General features: G+C 68.1%; 13 protein-coding genes, 1 rRNA gene and 3 pseudogenes. 8 read left to right on the forward strand and 9 right to left on the reverse strand.

What is annotated here, in order from left to right; all coding sequences use genetic code 11:
- Nucleotides 1-115: 115 nt before the first annotated feature.
- The 3 genes from FHR72_RS26190 to FHR72_RS26200 form a co-directional block, all read right to left on the reverse strand.
- Nucleotides 116-1018 (reverse strand): tetratricopeptide repeat protein, encoded by a 903-nt coding sequence (locus FHR72_RS26190; protein ID WP_183474510.1) that lies wholly within the window; start codon nucleotides 1016-1018, stop codon nucleotides 116-118.
- A gap of 13 nt (nucleotides 1019-1031) precedes the next feature.
- Nucleotides 1032-1406 carry a DUF3817 domain-containing protein gene (locus tag FHR72_RS26195; RefSeq protein WP_183474513.1) on the reverse strand — a complete coding sequence of 125 codons (375 nt, stop codon included), beginning with the start codon at nucleotides 1404-1406 and terminating at the stop codon, nucleotides 1032-1034.
- A gap of 64 nt (nucleotides 1407-1470) precedes the next feature.
- Nucleotides 1471-2652, reverse strand: coding sequence for an acetyl-CoA C-acetyltransferase (locus FHR72_RS26200; RefSeq protein WP_183474516.1), 1182 nt, complete (start codon nucleotides 2650-2652; stop codon nucleotides 1471-1473).
- A 93-nt stretch (nucleotides 2653-2745) separates the two neighbouring features.
- On the opposite strand from FHR72_RS26200, the gene mce reads away from it, so the two are divergent.
- Nucleotides 2746-3225, forward strand: coding sequence for a methylmalonyl-CoA epimerase (gene mce, locus FHR72_RS26205; protein WP_183474519.1), 480 nt, complete (start codon nucleotides 2746-2748; stop codon nucleotides 3223-3225).
- A 7-nt stretch (nucleotides 3226-3232) separates the two neighbouring features.
- On the opposite strand, the gene FHR72_RS26700 is transcribed toward mce, so the two are convergent.
- Nucleotides 3233-3526: an Rv1322 family protein gene (locus tag FHR72_RS26700; protein ID WP_260156280.1), complete on the reverse strand. Its 294-nt coding sequence runs from the start codon at nucleotides 3524-3526 to the stop codon at nucleotides 3233-3235.
- Nucleotides 3526-4197: an endonuclease NucS gene (nucS, locus tag FHR72_RS26210; protein WP_183474522.1), complete on the reverse strand. Its 672-nt coding sequence runs from the start codon at nucleotides 4195-4197 to the stop codon at nucleotides 3526-3528. The genes FHR72_RS26700 and nucS overlap by 1 nt, the downstream gene beginning before the upstream one ends.
- A gap of 47 nt (nucleotides 4198-4244) precedes the next feature.
- On the opposite strand from nucS, the gene FHR72_RS26215 reads away from it, so the two are divergent.
- From FHR72_RS26215 to FHR72_RS26235, 5 genes and pseudogenes are all read left to right on the forward strand, one after another.
- Complete coding sequence (locus FHR72_RS26215) at nucleotides 4245-5858, forward strand: adenylate/guanylate cyclase domain-containing protein (protein ID WP_183474525.1); 1614 nt, start codon at nucleotides 4245-4247, stop codon at nucleotides 5856-5858.
- Nucleotides 5859-5965: 107 nt separating this feature from the next.
- A pseudogene (locus tag FHR72_RS26220) lies at nucleotides 5966-7061 on the forward strand (acyl-CoA dehydrogenase family protein).
- 1 nt (nucleotide 7062) lies between these two features.
- A complete protein-coding gene (locus FHR72_RS26225; protein WP_183474528.1) occupies nucleotides 7063-8256 on the forward strand; it encodes an acyl-CoA dehydrogenase family protein in 1194 nt (397 codons plus the stop codon).
- 80 nt (nucleotides 8257-8336) lie between these two features.
- Nucleotides 8337-10610, forward strand: a complete 2274-nt coding sequence (locus FHR72_RS26230; protein WP_183474535.1) for a CaiB/BaiF CoA-transferase family protein — start codon at nucleotides 8337-8339, stop codon at nucleotides 10608-10610.
- Between the two features lie 64 nt (nucleotides 10611-10674).
- Nucleotides 10675-11606 (forward strand): annotated as a pseudogene (locus FHR72_RS26235) (LysR family transcriptional regulator).
- Nucleotides 11607-11617: 11 nt separating this feature from the next.
- Here the strand turns inward: FHR72_RS26235 and FHR72_RS26240 are convergent.
- From FHR72_RS26240 to FHR72_RS26895, 3 genes and pseudogenes are all read right to left on the reverse strand, one after another.
- Nucleotides 11618-13516, reverse strand: a complete 1899-nt coding sequence (locus tag FHR72_RS26240; RefSeq protein ID WP_183474531.1) for a S9 family peptidase — start codon at nucleotides 13514-13516, stop codon at nucleotides 11618-11620.
- 115 nt (nucleotides 13517-13631) lie between these two features.
- The gene (locus FHR72_RS26245; protein WP_472670926.1) at nucleotides 13632-14084 is read right to left on the reverse strand and encodes an acyl-CoA-like ligand-binding transcription factor; all 453 of its coding nucleotides are present in this window, start codon (nucleotides 14082-14084) and stop codon (nucleotides 13632-13634) included.
- Between the two features lie 6 nt (nucleotides 14085-14090).
- Nucleotides 14091-14285, reverse strand: a pseudogene (locus FHR72_RS26895) (TetR/AcrR family transcriptional regulator); the annotation flags it as partial.
- A 148-nt stretch (nucleotides 14286-14433) separates the two neighbouring features.
- Between FHR72_RS26895 and FHR72_RS26250 the strand changes: the two are divergent.
- Both FHR72_RS26250 and FHR72_RS26255 read left to right on the forward strand, forming a co-directional pair.
- Complete coding sequence (locus FHR72_RS26250; protein WP_183474533.1) at nucleotides 14434-15921, forward strand: DNA-3-methyladenine glycosylase 2 family protein; 1488 nt, start codon at nucleotides 14434-14436, stop codon at nucleotides 15919-15921.
- Nucleotides 15921-16424, forward strand: coding sequence for a methylated-DNA--[protein]-cysteine S-methyltransferase (locus tag FHR72_RS26255; protein WP_183474539.1), 504 nt, complete (start codon nucleotides 15921-15923; stop codon nucleotides 16422-16424). The genes FHR72_RS26250 and FHR72_RS26255 overlap by 1 nt, the downstream gene beginning before the upstream one ends.
- A gap of 64 nt (nucleotides 16425-16488) precedes the next feature.
- Here the strand turns inward: FHR72_RS26255 and rrf are convergent.
- Nucleotides 16489-16575, reverse strand: a 5S ribosomal RNA gene (gene rrf, locus FHR72_RS26900); the annotation flags it as partial.

Here is a 16575-nt window from a genome sequence, read left to right on the forward strand (position 1 = left end):
GGCCTGGTTGCATACCTACAATCACCACCGGCAACACTCAGCGATCGGGAAGGTCCCACCCATCACAAGGTTGACCAACCTGCCTGGGCAGTACACCTAGCCGGCCGCCCCGGGGTCAGTACAGCGCGTTGGCGAGGTTGCGCCGGCCCGCGATGACCTCGGGGTCGGCCGGGTCGAACAGGTCGAAGAGTTCGATCAGGCGGGTCCGCACCGCCGTGCGGTCGTCACCGGCGGTGCGCCGCACCAGGTTGGTCAGACGCGCGAACGCCGCCTGGACATCCTGCTGCAGAATTTCGACGTCGGCCGCGGCGAAGGCGGCGTCGAGGTCGTCGGGCGCCGCGTCGGCGATCGCCACGGCGTTCTGCGGATGCGTCGTCGCCCGCTGCAGGAAGCCGATCTGGCGCACCGCGCCCTTGGCTTCCGCGTGATTCGGGTCGGCATCCAGGATCGCCTGGTAGGCGCTCCGGGCGGCGTCGAAATCGCCGGCATCCAGGAACGCCCGTGCCTGCTCGAGCTGCGGATCGGCCTCCTCGGGCTCCTCCCCCTCGCCGGTGCCCGAGAGCTTCCCCGCGACGGCGTTCAGCAGTGAGTCGATCCAGCGCCGCAGTTGCTCCGGCGGCTGCATGCCCTCGAAGCTCGACAGGGGCCGGCCGGCAGCCAGTGCCACCACGGTGGGTACGGCCTGCACACCGAACATCTGCGCCACCCGGGGCGTGGTGTCGACGTTGACCGTTGCGAAGGCCCACTTCGATCCGTCGGCGGCCGCGAGGGCGGCGAGCGCATCGCCGAGTTGCGTGCTGGAATCGCTGCGCGGAGACCACAGCAGCACCACCACGGGCACCTCGGTGGAGCGGACCAATACCTCGGCTTCGAGGTTGGCTTCGGTGACCTCCAGCCCTCGGGGGGCGCCGGAGGAAGCACCTTCCCCGGCAGTGGAGGCGGCTGGACGCTGCTTCAGCGCCGAGAGGTCGACGGCACCGGCGAGCGCAGGCGAGATTCGGGGTCCAGGACGTGTCACGAAGACAAGTCTGTCACGTCGTTTCGGGTACCGAAGCTCCCGGTTGGCGGACACCGCCGACGGCGGGCGCAGCGCCCATCCGGCCCGTCCGATCAGCCCATATGAGGAAAATCACACTGCCCAATGGCACGATGCTGCCCAGCAACGCCAGCAACCATGTGGCGGGCCGCCACTTCACCGTGGCGCCGACCACGACTGCGGCCACGACGAACGCCACGAAGACCCCGCCGTGGATGGGCCCGAAGATCTTCACGCCGATCTCGGTCTGCGGAGATCCGAGGTACTTGAAGTACATGCCCATCAGCAGACCGACCCAGCTGACCGCCTCGGCGAAGGCGATCAATCGGAACCAGCCCGCGGCACTGCGGAGGTCGTAAGCGCTCGTCATGAGCCCATTGTGCCCGAGAAAGCGGTCAGCTACTACACAGCGTCGTTGCTACCGGGCCCTGCAGTCACGGCCGGCGCAGGATCAACGCATCGCCCTGACCGCCGGCGCCACAGAGGGCGGCCACCGCGTAGCCCGAGCCCTTCCGAGCCAGCTCCAATGCGGCGTGCAGGGCGACCCGGGCGCCGGACATCCCGATCGGATGGCCGATCGCGATGGCGCCGCCGTTGGTGTTCACCTTCTCGGGGTCGACGCCGAGTTCCTGGGTGGAGGCCAGAGCGACCGCCGCGAACGCCTCGTTGATCTCGATGACGTCGAGCTGGTCGACCGAGATGCCCTCCTTGGCGACGGCCTTCTTGATCGCGTTCGCGGGCTGGCTCTGCAGGGTCGAATCCGGACCCGCGACGACGCCGTGCGCGCCGATCTCGCAGAGCCAGGTCAGCCCCATCTCCTCGGCCTTGGCCTTGCTCATCACGACGACTGCGCAGGCGCCGTCGGAGATCTGGGACGCCGAACCCGCGGTGATGGTGCCGTCCTTGCGGAAAGCGGGCCGCAGCCCGCTCAACGACTCCGTCGTGGTGTCGGCGCGGATGCCCTCGTCCTCGGTGAACTCGATCGGGTCGCCTTTGCGCTGCGGGATCTTCACGGGCACGACCTCGTCGGCGTACACCCCGTCCTTCCAGGCACGCGCGGCCTTCTGGTGCGACGACGCGGCGTACTCGTCCTGCTGGGCGCGGGTGAACTGGTCGACGTCGTTGCGCTGCTCGGTGAGCGCGCCCATCGGCTGGTCGGTGAACACGTCGTGCAGGCCGTCGTAGGCCATGTGGTCGCGGACCGTGACGTCGCCGTACTTATAGCCCGAACGGCTGTTCATCATCAGGTGCGGCGCCTGGGTCATCGACTCCTGGCCGCCGGCGACGATCACCTCGAACTCGCCGGCCCGGATCAGCTGGTCGGCCAACGCGATCGCATCGATGCCGGACAGGCACATCTTGTTGATCGTCAGCGCGGCCACGTCCCACCCGATCCCGGCGGCCACGGCGGCCTGGCGAGCGGGCATCTGGCCCGCGCCCGCGGTCAGCACCTGACCCATGATCACGTACTCGACGGCCGAGGCGGGGACGCCGGCCTTGTCCAGGGCGCCGGCGATCGCCACCGCGCCGAGATCGCTGCCGGAGAAGTCCTTCAGCGAACCCATCAACTTGCCGACCGGAGTACGCGCTCCAGCAACAATCACCGACGTCGTCACAGGGACCTCCAGAGTAGTTTTGCGCGGCCGCAAAAAGGCTATACGGGCGCACCGACCTATTCGAAACCGATCTTGTTAGGTTACGTTTTCTTTATGACCGCCGAGCAGACTGACGCCCGTCCGGTACTGGCCACCGCGCTGGTGACCGCCATCGACCATGTCGGCATCGCCGTCCCTGATCTGGACGCCGCCATCAAGTGGTATCACGACCACCTCGGCATGATCGTCCTCCACGAAGAGGTCAACGACGAGCAGGGCATCCGCGAGGCCATGCTGTCGGTGCGGGGCGCCACCGTCGGCAGCACGCAGATCCAGCTGATGGCCCCGATCGACGACAGCTCGACGATCGCCAAGTTCCTCGACAAGCGTGGCCCCGGCCTGCAGCAGTTCGCCTACCGGGTGAGCGACCTCGACGCACTCACCGAGCGCCTGCGCGAGCAGGGTGTGCGGTTGATCTACGACGCACCCCGGCGCGGGACCGCGAACTCGCGGATCAATTTCATCCATCCCAAGGACGGCGGCGGCGTGCTCATCGAGCTCGTCGAACCGGCCGCCGACAGCGCCGAGCACTGAGCCTGCGCTAGGACCAGCGCCGGGTCGGCCCCCTGGTGGCACGGTGTGTCCAGCACGCCGTATGCCAGTGCCGACGATCGTCGACACCTCCCGCGCTGTCTGCCGGCCAGACCAACACATGCGCGGTGGCCGGCCTGATCTCGTGGTCGCACCCGGGGCAGCGGTAGATCTTCGTCGCCCTCGCAGCCGCCACGGGCCGCACGTCGTACTCGTCACCGTCGGCACCCGTCTCGACCCTCCGCGGGGCCGGAAGCGGGTCGCCGACAGGTCTGCGTGTGCGCGGGGCGCGCCGCTTCGCCATCAGAACAGTCGGAACTCGTCGCTGTCCATACCGCGCATCCTGTCGTAATCCAATGTCAGACAACGAATCCCGCGGTCGGTCGCCAAGGTCCGGGCCTGCGGCTTGATCTGTTGGGCGGCGAACACACCCGCCACCGGCGCCAGCAACGAGTCCCGGTTGAGCAGCTCGAGGTAGCGGGTCAGCTGCTCGACCCCGTCGATCTCGCCCCGACGCTTGATCTCGACCGCCACCGAGCGGCCCTGCTCGTCGCGGCACAGCAGGTCGACCGGCCCGATCGGCGTCATGTACTCACGCCGCACCAGCGTGTAGCCGGCGCCGAGCAGTTCCACGTGTTCGGCCAACAGGGCCTGCAGGTGCGCCTCGACGCCGTCCTTGACCAGCCCGGGGTCCACCCCCAGCTCGTGACTGGAATCGTGCTCGATCGCCTCGACGGTGATGCGCAGCTGCTCGCCGGCCTTGTTCTCCACCACCCACACCGGGGCGTCCCCGTCGGGCTGCTCGACCAGCCGGCACGGCGGGGACATCCAGTTCAGGGGTTTGTAGGCACGGTCGTCGGCATGCACGCTGACCGACCCGTCGGCTTTGAACAACAGCAGTCGTTTGGCCGAGGGCAGGTGAGCGGTGAGTCGTCCGACGTAATCCACGGTGCACTGGGCGATGACGAGGCGCACCGAACCACCATAGATGGCCGGGGCGATATCACTAGGCTGACGCCACGATGACGGACAAGAAGCGCAGTGCCCACCGCCTCGCCCGGCTGCTGGCCAAGGTCACCAGCCAGACGGGCCAGGGACCTTCCACGCCGGAGTACGGGTCGTGGATCCTCGGGCGTGTCTCGGAGAGCCAGCAGCGGCGCCGGATCCGCATCCAGCTCATCCTGACGACGTTCGTCATCGGGGCGAACCTCGTCGGTATCGGCGTCGCCACACTCGTCGTCACGATCACGTTCCCGGTACCGAGCGTGTTCGACTCCGATGTCCTGTGGATCACCGCCGCCGTGGCGCCGGCCTACATCGTCCTGGCGCTGATCGTCGGGGTGATCTGGGCGACCAACCGCGTCATCAAGAACGTCCGCTGGGCGATCGAGGAACAGACGCCGACACCCGCCGACCAACGCAACACCTTCTTCGCGCCGTGGCGGCTCACCCGCGTCCTGCTGGTGCTGTGGGGCGGCGGCACGGTGGTACTGACCCTGCTCTACGGGCTCGCCAACACGAACTTCATCCCGAAAGTGTTGCTGGGCATCAGCTTTCCCGGGATCGTCGTCTCCGCGAGCTGCTATCTGTTCACCGAGTTCGCGCTGCGCCCCGTCGCGGCGCAGGCACTCGAGGTGGGTCCCCCGCCGCAGCGCTTCGCCCCCGGGATCATGGGCCGCACGCTCACGGTGTGGGCCCTGGGCTCCGGGGTGCCCGTGTTGGGCATCCTGCTCGCGGCGATCATCACCCTCACCCTGCAGATCGTGTCCCCCACCCAGTTCACCGTGGCGGTGATGATCCTGGCGCTGTTCGCGCTGATCTTCGGTTTCATCCTGATGCTGATCCTGTCCTGGCTCACCGCCACGCCGGTACGGGTGGTGAGCTCGGCACTCAGCCAGGTCGAACGCGGCAACCTCGACGCCGATCTGGTCGTTTTCGACGGCACCGAACTCGGCCAGCTCCAGCGCGGGTTCAACTCGATGGTGCACGGCCTTCGGGAACGGGAACGGGTCCGCGACCTGTTCGGCCGGCACGTCGGGCGCGAGGTGGCTGCCCTGGCCGAGAAGGAACGACCCAAGCTGGGTGGCGAGGAACGCCACGCGGCCGTCATCTTCATCGACATCATCGGATCCACCCAGCTGGTGACCAGCCGGCCGGCCGGCGAGGTGGTCGAGTTGCTCAACCGCTTCTTCGATGTCGTCGTCGACGAAGTCGACAAGCATCACGGCCTCGTCAACAAATTCGAGGGCGACGCCGTCCTGGCGGTGTTCGGCGCTCCGGTGTCGCTGGACAACGCCGAGGCCGAAGCGCTGGCTGCGGCACGGGCCATGGCGAAACGGATCTGCAGCGAGGTGCCCGAATGCGAAGCCGGTATCGGCGTGGCGGCGGGCCAGGTGGTTGCGGGCAACGTGGGGGCCAAGGAGCGTTTCGAGTACACCGTCATCGGCGAACCGGTCAACGAGGCGGCCCGCCTGTGCGAGCTGTCGAAGAAGGTGGACGGGCATCTGGTCGCGTCGGCGTCGACGGTCGACAACGCGACCGACAGCGAGCGCGCCCACTGGACACTGGGTGAGACGGTGACGCTGCGCGGGCACTCCGAGCCCACTCGTCTCGCCACGCCGGTGGACGGGAACTGACGGCTGCGGGCATGTCCCGATCGGAAAAGGGCCGGTGTCCCGATTCGTGATGTACAGCGCCGGCCCCGCACCCAGACCATGGGTGCAGAGCGAAAGAGGTGTCGACGATGACGATCGATGTGGCCGAACGCGCGCAATTGCGCTCCGCGGTCGCCGACTTGCTGGCCGACGCGTGCGCCGAGCCCGATGTGCGGCGTGCGATGGAATCCGCGGACGGGTTCGATCGCGCCCTGTGGCGCCGGCTGGCCGACCAGGGCCTGCTCGGCATGCTCGTCGACAGCGAGTACGGCGGACTGGGTTTCGGTGCGCGCGAGCTCGAAGCCGTCGCCGAGGAGACCGGTGCCGCGCTGCTTCCCGCGCCGTTCCTCTCCAGCGCGGTCCTGACGGTGGCTTTGGTCAACGCCGCGGGCTCCGATGACGACAAGCGGCGGTTGCTGCCCGGGCTCGCCGACGGACGTGCCATCGGCACGGTCGCCGTCACCGGCCCGTCGGGTACCTGGACGGCCGACGGCGTCGCGGTCGCGGCCGCCGCCGACGGAAGCCTCAACGGCGCGGCGCATTACGTGACATGGGGGCAGGTCGCCGACATCGTGCTGGTCGTCGCGAACACCGGCGACGGAGTCGGGGTGTTCGAAGTCGATTCGGCCGCAGCAGGTTTCGAGCGCACCGCCGTCTCGGTCTTCGACCCCACCGTGCGGTTGTCCACCTACGCTTTCTCCGGGACTCCGGCCCGCCGCATCGGCACGCGCGGATGGGACGCCGTACAGGAAGCGTTGGACCACGCGGTGATCGCGTCGGCGAGGCGAGCAGGTCGGCGGCGCCCGCCGGATCTTCGACATGACCGTCGAGTACCTGAAGACCCGGGTCCAGTTCGGCCGCCAGATCGGCAGTTTCCAGGCGCTCAAGCACATGGCCGCCGACCTGCTCCTCGATGTGGAGTCGGCGACCTCGGCAGCCGAGCACGCCGCCGATGAGCTGGCCACCGGGAGCGAATCGGCGTACGGCGCAGTCGCTCTGGCCGGATTCACCTGCGCGGAGGCCTACCAGAACGTCGCGATGCAGGCCATCCAGATGCACGGCGGTATCGGCTTCACCTGGGAACACCCCGCGCACCTGCACGTGCGGCGCGCCCGCACCGGCACGCAGTTGTTCGGCGGGACCCGGCTGCACCGTGAGCGCTACCTCGTCTCGAAAGGCGCCTGACATGACCACACCACCGCTGCCGGACCCCGAGGAACTCCGCACAGAAGTCAGAGAGTGGTTGCGCGTCAACTGGACTCCGCTGCCCAAGAGCACCGACCCGTGGGCCTCGTCACCGGAGAAGGTCGCGTGGCTGGAGAAAGTACTCGATGCCGGCTACGCGGTGCCGACCTATCCCCCGGAATGGTTCGGTCGCGGGTATCCGAACAGCCTGGCCGCCGTCATCGCCCAGGAGTTCTCCGCAGTCGGGGCCCCGGGAGGCCGGCAGGACAGATACAACATCCCGGCCAACACCACGCTCAAGCTCGGCAGCGACGGGCTCAAGAACGACCTGTTGCGTGACTTCCTCGTGGAACGGTCCCGGACCTGCCTGCTCTACAGCGAACCCGGCGCAGGATCGGATCTGGCCGCGGTGCGCACCACCGCCGTCCGACACGGCGACCACTGGGTGGTCAACGGCCAGAAGGTGTGGACCTCTGGCGCCCAGACCGCCGACTATGCGTTGCTGCTCGCGCGCACGGACTGGGATGTGCCCAAACACAAAGGCCTGAGCCTGTTCATCCTGCCGATGAAGCAGTCGGGCATCGAGGTGCGGCCGCTGGTGCAGATCACCGGGGAGTCGCATTTCAACGAGGTCTTCCTCACCGACGCCGCGGTGCCCGACGACCATCTGCTCGGCGGGGAGGGCAACGGGTGGCGCGCCCTGCAGACGGCGTTGGCCTACGAGCGGTCGATCATGGGTGACGCAGGGCGCGGATCCCGCAACAAGCGCGCCGACGACCTGATCACGATGGCGCGCAATCACCGCGTCCTCGACGACCCGGCCGTGCGCCACCAGCTCGCGACGATCATTAGTCTGCGAGAACTGAACCGGCTGAACAACTCTCGTGCCAAGGCGGCCACGACGCAAGGCACGTCGAGCTCCATCATGTCGCTGGGCAAGCTTGCGATGTCGCGGATCCTGCACACCGAGGCGGCGATGAAGACCCAGATCATCGGCGCTCAGTCGCTGCTGTCCGGACCCGAGAATCCGGAGGCCGACGACGTCAACTTCCTCACCCTCAACGCGTTCTTCACCTCGATCGGCGGCGGCACCGACCAGATCCAGCGCACCATCATCGGCGAGCGGGTCCTCGGGTTGCCGAAAGAGCCGGAAATCGACCGCGACATCCCGTTCCGGCAGGCACGGCGAAGTTGAGCGGCGCGCCCGGCTCCAACGCCCGCCCCTACGATCCACCGCTGGCCGGCGTCCGGATCCTCGACCTGACCACCGGTGCGATGACCGCGGTGGGCCGGCTCTTCGCCGATCTGGGCGCACAGGTCACCGTCGTGCGGCTGCGCGGTGTCACCGACGACCGGACCGTGGGTCCGTACATCGACGGGATTCCCGTCGGGACGGCCATCGACAGGCACGGCATGACGGCGTTCGAGCTGGACCCGTCCACCCCCGGCGGCGCCGGCGAATTCGCGGCCTTGATCGCCGAAGCGGACATTCTCATCGAGAACACCCGTCCGGGGTCAGCCGCAGAGGCCGCGCTGTCGGTTCGCGATCTGCGCGAAAGGTATCCCCGTCTTGTGGTCCTGTCGATCAGCGACTTCGGGCGAGACACCGAGTACCGCACCTGGGCGGCGACGAGTCCCGTCCTGCACGCACTGTCCAGTGAGTTGTCCCGCTCGGGAATTCCGGGCCGCGAACCGTTGATCCCACCGGCGGAGCTGCCCTACCACGTGGCCGCCGCGCAGGCCGCGGTCATGACGATGAGCCTGCTGCTCGACCGCCTGCGCACCGGAGAGGGTGACCTGATCGACTTCGCAGTCCTCGAGGGTGCGATGCAGACCCTGGACCCGCCGTTCGGCTCGGCCGGCAGCGCCTCTGCCGGGGTGGCCGTCAGCGCCCAGCAGCGGGACTGGCACGCCGAGCAGCTGCGCTACCCGATCTTCGCGTGCCAGGACGGGCATGTCCGCATCTGCATCCTGTCGAAGCGGCAGTGGCACGGCATGTTCGCTCTGATGGGCAGCCCGCAGGAGTTCGCCGACCCCTCCTACGACAAACTCGGAAAACGGTTCAGGTCGCCCGATCTGCTCGCCACCATCGCCCGCTTCTGCGCCGACAAGACGCGCGCGGACCTCGAAGTCCGGTGTCAGGCGCACGGCGTGCCCGCGGCCGCGGTGCTCACCTTGCCGGAGGCACTGGGCGCCCACCATTTCGCGGCGCGGGGGTTCTTCCGTGACGCCGAGCTGGCGCCCGGCGTGGTGGCACCGATCCCGGCCGGCGTCTGCGAGATCGACGGACATCGGGCCGTCGCCTCGCTCACCCCACCCGGTCCGCCCCGGACACGCTCGGCGCCGGTGTTGGCAGGCCGGGCCCGTCGCGGCGAAGGTCGTCCGCTCGAAGGGCTGCGTGTTCTCGACTTGGGCGTGATCGTCGTCGGCGCCGACACCGCACGGCTTTTCGGGGACCTGGGTGCAGAAGTGGTGAAGATCGAACACTCGGCGCACCCCGACGGGTTGCGCATCGGCAAGCCCACGGCCATGACACAGCCCTTCGCGGCCGGGCAGCGCAACAAGCGTTCCATCGGTATCGACCTGAGACTGCCCGAGGGCAGGGCACTCGCGCACCGCCTGGTGGAGCAGTCCGACGTGGTTCTGACGAACTACAAGCCCGGTGTGGCCGAAGCGCTGGGGATGGATCACGCGACGCTGCAGCGCGTCAACCCCGACATCGTGGTGGTCGACAATTCGGCGTTCGGCCCCACCGGCCCGTGGGCGAAGCGGCTGGGCTACGGACCGTTGGTCCGCGCGGCGGTCGGCTTCACGAACCTGTGGGTGTATCCCGGTGAGGCCGAGACGTTCTGCGACACGGTCACCGTCTACCCCGACCACGTCGCCGCGCGGATCGGCACGTTGTCGGCACTGGCGCTGCTGTGGCGCCGCGAACACACGGGCCGGGGAGGCTCGGCCAGCATCTCTCAGGCCGAGGTCATGCTGAGCCATCTGGCCCCCGACATCGCCGCGGAGGCGTTGCAGCGCCGCGGTCACGTCCGCACCGGCGGCGCCGACCCCGACACTCCCTGGGGCCTGTTCCGCGCGCGGGGCGAGGACCGCTGGATCGCCGTCACCGTGCGCCACGACGACGACCGGCAGGCACTGTGCGACGTGATCGGCCACGACGGTCACACGTCGCTGGTGGACTCGGTTCGCGAATGGGCGGCCCGGCATTCACCTGTCGAAGCCATGGACCGGCTGCAGGCCGCGGGCGTCCCTGCCGGTGCGGTGCTCCATGCTGACGAACTGCCGGGGTGGGAGTACTACGAGCAGCGCCGTTCCTTCCGTGAGGAGCTGCACCCGCACGGCGCGACGCCGTACATGATGGAGAACGTCCAGATCCATTGCGAGCATGTCGCCGACCCGCCGCTGGGCCAGGCACCACTGCTGGGTGAGCAGACCGCCGAGATCGCCGCCGAGCTGCTGGGCCTCGACGCCGACGCGATCGAAGCACTGCACGACCGCGGCATACTCGAGACCCCCGAGGTGGACCCGGCCCGCAGCTGATCCGGCGCAGCGGCACTCTCGTAGCATCGGGGTGGCAGCGCCCTCACATCCGGATGCGGCAGGAATGGACATCGACTTCACCAGGCTCAGGTATTTCGTCGCCGTGGCCGACGAACTGCACTTCACGCGGGCCGCGGACAAGCTGATGATCACCCCGCCGCCGTTGAGCAAGCAGATCAAACTGCTGGAGAAGGAACTCGGCGCGCCGCTGTTCGAACGCGCCTATCACGAGGTGAGGCTCTCGCCGCTCGGTCAGCGGTTGCTCGGCCCGGCGCGCGAGATCCTGCGCCAGGTCGAGGATTTCAAGGCGATCGCGACGAACGCAGCGACCGGCTTCGCGCCGCTGCGGGTGAGCGCGACCGCCTACGCCCCGTCCGACCTCGTCGCAGAGCTGGAATCGGCCCTGCGGGAGCTGCCCGTGGTCACCGAGTTCCGGGTGCCCGGTTCAGGCGCCGAAGTCACCGCGACACTGATCGCCGGCCAGGCCGATATCGGGCTGATCCACCTGCCGGCGGGTGACAAGAGGCTGCGCCACACGGTGGTGTCGCGCTACCAGGGCGCCGTCGCCGTCCGCTTCGACGATCCATTGGCCACCCGGGAGTCGATCAGCATCGAGGAGTTGCGCGACCGCGACGTCGCGATCGACTTCGCCCGCCCCAACCCGGTGGTGCTCGCCGGCCTGACACGGCAACTCAACCGCAGAGGCGTGCACCGCGTCGTCCGGACCACGAGCCGGCGCGGCGGCGAGGTGGAGATGGCCACCCAGGTGTTCAACCGCCACCTCGTCGCGATCGTCAGCTACGCACCGGATTCGTTCATCGGCAAGATCTTCTCACCGCCGGAGTTCACGTTGATCCCGGTCGACGAAAGCACCTGGGCCCGGCCGAAATCGCTTTGGCGTGGGCCCCGGAGCGCGTGCGGGGACGCGTGGACGAGGTGGAATCCACCGTGGCGCAGATCGCCCGGCGATTGGGGCCCGTGCACCGCGGGGCATGACCGCCGGGGACTCAGCTGCCGCCCGCCGAACCGCGCCTGCCGCCGAGATGGTCGGCCAGGAACCGGTCGACCGCGTGGTACAACTCGATCACGTTGTCCGGGTTGACGAATCCGTGTCCTTCGTCCTCCTTCACCATGTACTCGACCTCGACACCCCGTGCGCGCAACGCGTCGACGAGGTTGTCCGACTCCGCCTTCACCACACGCACGTCGTTCGCTCCCTGGATCACCAGCAACGGCGTCCGGATCTCGTCAACCTTTGTGATCGGCGAACGCGCCAACATGTCGGCTTCCTGCTCGGGGATGTCGGGATTCCCGACGAACCGGTGCCAGTTGTTGGCCAGATGAGGACGTGCGATGGCCGGAAGTGTGCGGAGGAAATTGGCCAGGCTCGAGATGCCGACGTAATCGATCGCCGCGGCGAAGACGTCCGGGGTGAACGTGACGCCCACCAACGCGGCGTAACCGCCGTAGGAGCCCCCGAAGATGGCGATGCGGTCCGGGTCGGCATAACCCTGCTGCACGGCCCACTGCACGCTGTCGATGAGGTCGTCGTGCATCGCTGCGGCGAACTCCCCGACACCGGCCTTGGTGAAAGCCTTTCCGTAACCGGTGGAACCGCGGAAGTTGACCTGCAGCACGGCATATCCACGATTGGCCAGCAGTTGGACCCCCGGGTCGAAACCCCAGGCGTCGCGGGTCCACGGACCACCGTGCACCACGAGGACCAGCGGCAGTGCAGTGGGTTCGACCCCCACCGGCAGGGTCAGATAGCCGTGCAGGTCCAGCCCGTCGCGCGACTGGATCGTCACCGGTGTCTTCGGAGCCAGCACGTCGGGATCCAGGTGCGGCAGTGGCGCGAACAGCAGCCGGCTCTGGCCCGTGTCGTGGTCGTAGAGGTAGGTCAGGCCCGGCTGACGGTCGTGGTTGAAGCTGACCACCCACCGCCGACCGTCCCTGTCCGACGACAACGCGCTGATGTCGCCGTCCGACAGCGTCTGCAGCGCGGCCAGGATCTCTGCGAACCGGTCATTCAGCGGGCGAATCACCTGTCGCGCACCGAGATACCGCACCCCGAGGAGCTCTCCGGTGCGCCCGTCCTGGATCAGCGGAAGCGCGAACCCGCCCGCCACCTGGGCGCGGACATCGATGTCGAACGTGGGATGGCTGTCCACGGCGGTCTGCTTCCCGGTGGCCGCGTCCAGTCTCACCAGCCGCATCCTGTCCGTCCCCTCGTTGGAGCCGACCCAGATTCCCGTACCGTCCGGCGTGACCACGGTGGGATAGAGGCCCAGGGTGTAGTCGGCGCCGTCGTAGACGACGATCGTGCGCAGCGTGGCGGTGTCGGATTCCCAGCGCATCAGCTCCACATCGCCGACCGGCGTCAACCCGATCGCGAACAATTCGCCGTGGCGGCCGGACAGCCAGGACGCAACCTTGCCGGGATTCTCCGCCAGGAGCGTCAGTTCGCCTGTGGCGATGTCGAGTTCGTAGACGTCCATCAGCTCGATGGTGCGCTTGTTGGAATACACGAGCGCCTTGCCCGGCTTGCCGCCGAGCAATTCGAACGTCGCGATGCGGCCGGGGAACGGCGTGAGGTCGACAGCGGGGGCTTCCGGATCGTCGAGGTCCACCCTGAAGGTGTGCCAGTTCTCGTCGCCTGCGGTGTCCTGCAGGTACAGCAGATAGCGCGGGTCGTCGGTCCATTGATAGTGGAAGACACTTCGGGTCTCGTCAGCGGTGATGCAGCGCGCGTCGGCATCGGATTCCACACCGTGGACCCAGATGTTGAGGCGGTTCTTCCACGGCGCGAGGTAGGCGATCCTGGTGCCGTCGGGGCTGATCGTCGCCGCCGCTCGGACCGGGGAATCGAAGAGATCCTCCACACTGACGATGTCGGGCAGGGACATGAGGATGCGTTCCTTTCGGGGTGCGGCGTTCGCCGGGCATGCGCCATCGACGGGCCGCAGGGCTCGTGAGTTTCGTTGTGTGGGAATATGGTTGCGCGTTGACTTTTCGCGGCGTCTAGGGCACGACGGGCCCTCCGAGACGGCCGTTGGTGGCCTCGGTGATCGCTCGGTCCATCAGGGCCAGTCCCTCGGCCTGGGTGACGTTCTGCTTGTGGACGATGACCGCCACGCTGACCTCCTCGTCGATGACGCGGAAGGCTCCGGTGACGGCGGCGGCGCAGAGTTTGACCGTGAGGTCGCCGTCGTCGAGTTTCAGCCGCGGGGCGAGAACGGGAATGAGCCCCTTCTCCATGTCGTCGTGCACCATCAGATACGACGTCCGCAGTGCCGGTTCGGACAACGACAGCGTGGATATCCGCATCGCGCTGATCTCGTCCTGGATGTCGGGCGGGCTCAGCGGATTCGCCTGGGTGTCGGCGGCGAGGTGTTCGGACAGCGAGAGTTCGGCCGGCCAGCGGCGCATGATGGCCAGGAACCGATCGGCTGATTTGGCGAGCACCGGTTCCACGCAGCTCTCTTTGGTACGGAAGTACCGCCAGACTGTTCGCGTGGACAGGCCCGCCGCGGATGCAATGTCATCACCGCTGGTTGCCGCGACACCGTTGGTCCAGAAGAGATCACAGGCGTGCCTGGACACCGAGAGCCTCGCCTGCGCCTGGTCGGGTCGACGGCCGCCCGCCTTGACCCCTGTCTCGACGATCGCCTCCACCTCCTCTCGCTGTCACTTAGTGACACCACCACTCTGTCACTAAGTGACAGAGTGGTCAAGGTAGCGGTCCGCGGCCCGCGACAAGAGCGCCGACCACGATGTCGGTTTCCCGCTAGTCCTGTCGGCCCTCGCGTGCCATTGTCGAAGTGTGCACACCGATTTCGACCGCTGCTACCGGGCAGTCCAGTCCAAGGACGCACGGTTCGACGGATGGTTCGTCACGGCCGTGCTCACCACGAAGATCTATTGCCGGCCGAGCTGTCCGGTGCGTCCGCCCTACGCCCGCAATATGCGCTTCTACCCGACGGCGGCCGCTGCGCAGCGGGCCGGCTTCCGCGCCTGCAAGCGGTGTCGACCCGACGCCTCCCCCGGCTCCCCGGAATGGAATGTGCGCGGCGACGTCGTGGCCCGCGCGATGCGTCTCATCGCCGACGGCACCGTCGACAGGGACGGAGTCGGCGGGCTCGCTGCCCGGCTGGGCTATACCGTGCGCCAGCTGGAGCGCCTGATGCAGGCGGAAGTGGGCGCCACCCCGTTGACGCTCGCACGCGCCCAACGAGCCCAGATGGCCCGCGTGCTCATCGAGACCACCGACATGCCGTTCAGCGACGTCGCCTTCGCCGCCGGGTTCTCCAGTATCCGCCAGTTCAACGACACGGTGCGCTCGGTGTGCGATCTGACACCGACCATGCTGCGCGCCCGTGCCCGCACCCGTTTCGGGCGCGGCGACGTCACGGGTACGGGGGTGATGTCGCTGCGCCTGCCGGTCCGTGCGCCGTTCGCCTACGACGGCATCTTCGGCCACCTGGCGGCCAGCGCCGTGCGGGGTGTGGAGGAGGTTCGCGACGGCACCTTCCGCCGCACGCTGCGCCTCCCCCGCGGCAACGGCATCGTCAGCCTGACCCCGTATCCGGATCACGTCCGGTGCCGCCTGGTCGTCGACGACTTTCGCGACCTGTCCGCCGCGATCGCCCGCAGCCGGCGGCTGCTGGATCTCGATGCCGATCCCGAGGCGGTCGTCGACGCCCTCAGCGCCGATCCGCACTTGACCGAGCTGGTCGCCAAGGCGCCGGGTCAGCGGATCCCCCGCTGCGTCGACGAACACGAACTGGCGCTGCGGGTGGTGCTCGGACAGCAGGTGTCCCTGGCCGCGGCACGCACACATGCCGGCCGGATCGCGGCCGCCTACGGGCCGACGATCGAGGACCCCGAGGGCGGCCTGACCCACGTCTTCCCCGCCGTGGAGCAGCTTTGCGACATCGATCCCCGGCATCTGGCCTTCCCGAAGTCGCGCCAACGGACGCTGGTGGGGTTGATCGCCGCGCTGACCGACGGCCGCGTCGTGCTCGACTCCGGATGCGACTGGGAGGCTGCGCGCCGCGACCTGCTCGCACTGCCCGGGATCGGGCCGTGGACGACGGAGATGATCGCGATGCGGGGCCTCGGTGATCCCGATGCGTTCCCCGGCACCGATCTCGGAATCTGCGCTGCGGCAGAGCAACTCGGCCTGCCGTCAGCTCCGCGCCTGCTGGAGGCCCACAGCAGCGGGTGGCGGCCGTGGCGGTCGTATGCGACGCAACACCTGTGGACAGCACTCGATCACAGCGTCAACCAGTGGCCGCCGAAGGAGACATGATGGACGTCGTTCACTACCGGACGATGGAAAGCCCCGTCGGACTGCTCACGCTGGCCGGCAGGACAGGTCGCCTACAGCACCTGCGGATGGTGGACCAGACCTATGAACCCGACCGGGCGGATTGGCAACCCGACCAGTCCGCGTTCCCCGAGGCCGTCGCGCAATTGCAGGAGTATTTCGACGGTAGGCGCCAGGAATTCGACCTGCCCCTCGACCTGCTGGGCACACCGTTCCAGCGGCGGGTATGGGCGGCGTTGTTGACCATTCCGTACGGGCAGACGCGGACCTACGGGGAGATCGCCCGACAGATCGAGGCGCCGGGCGCATCCCGGGCGGTCGGACTGGCCAACGGGCACAATCCGATCGGCATCATCGTGCCGTGTCATCGCGTCATCGGCGCGAATGGGAGTTTGACGGGATATGGCGGCGGATTGGGCCGCAAAAGAATGCTGCTCGGAATGGAGAAAAGTGCTGTGTCGACAATTCCGACGCTATTCGACTGAATGCAGTAAACGCACAAATACCTGTGCCCCCCGATCAAAGATCGAGGGGCACAGGTCAATGTGTGTTCGGCGGTGTCCTACTTTTCCACCCGGGTGGGTAGTATCATCGGCGCTGGTAGGCTTAGCTTCCGGGTTCGGGATGGGTCCGGGC

The organism is Mycolicibacterium iranicum, assembly GCF_014190915.1.
In the GTDB taxonomy this organism is placed as follows: domain Bacteria; phylum Actinomycetota; class Actinomycetes; order Mycobacteriales; family Mycobacteriaceae; genus Mycobacterium; species Mycobacterium iranicum_B.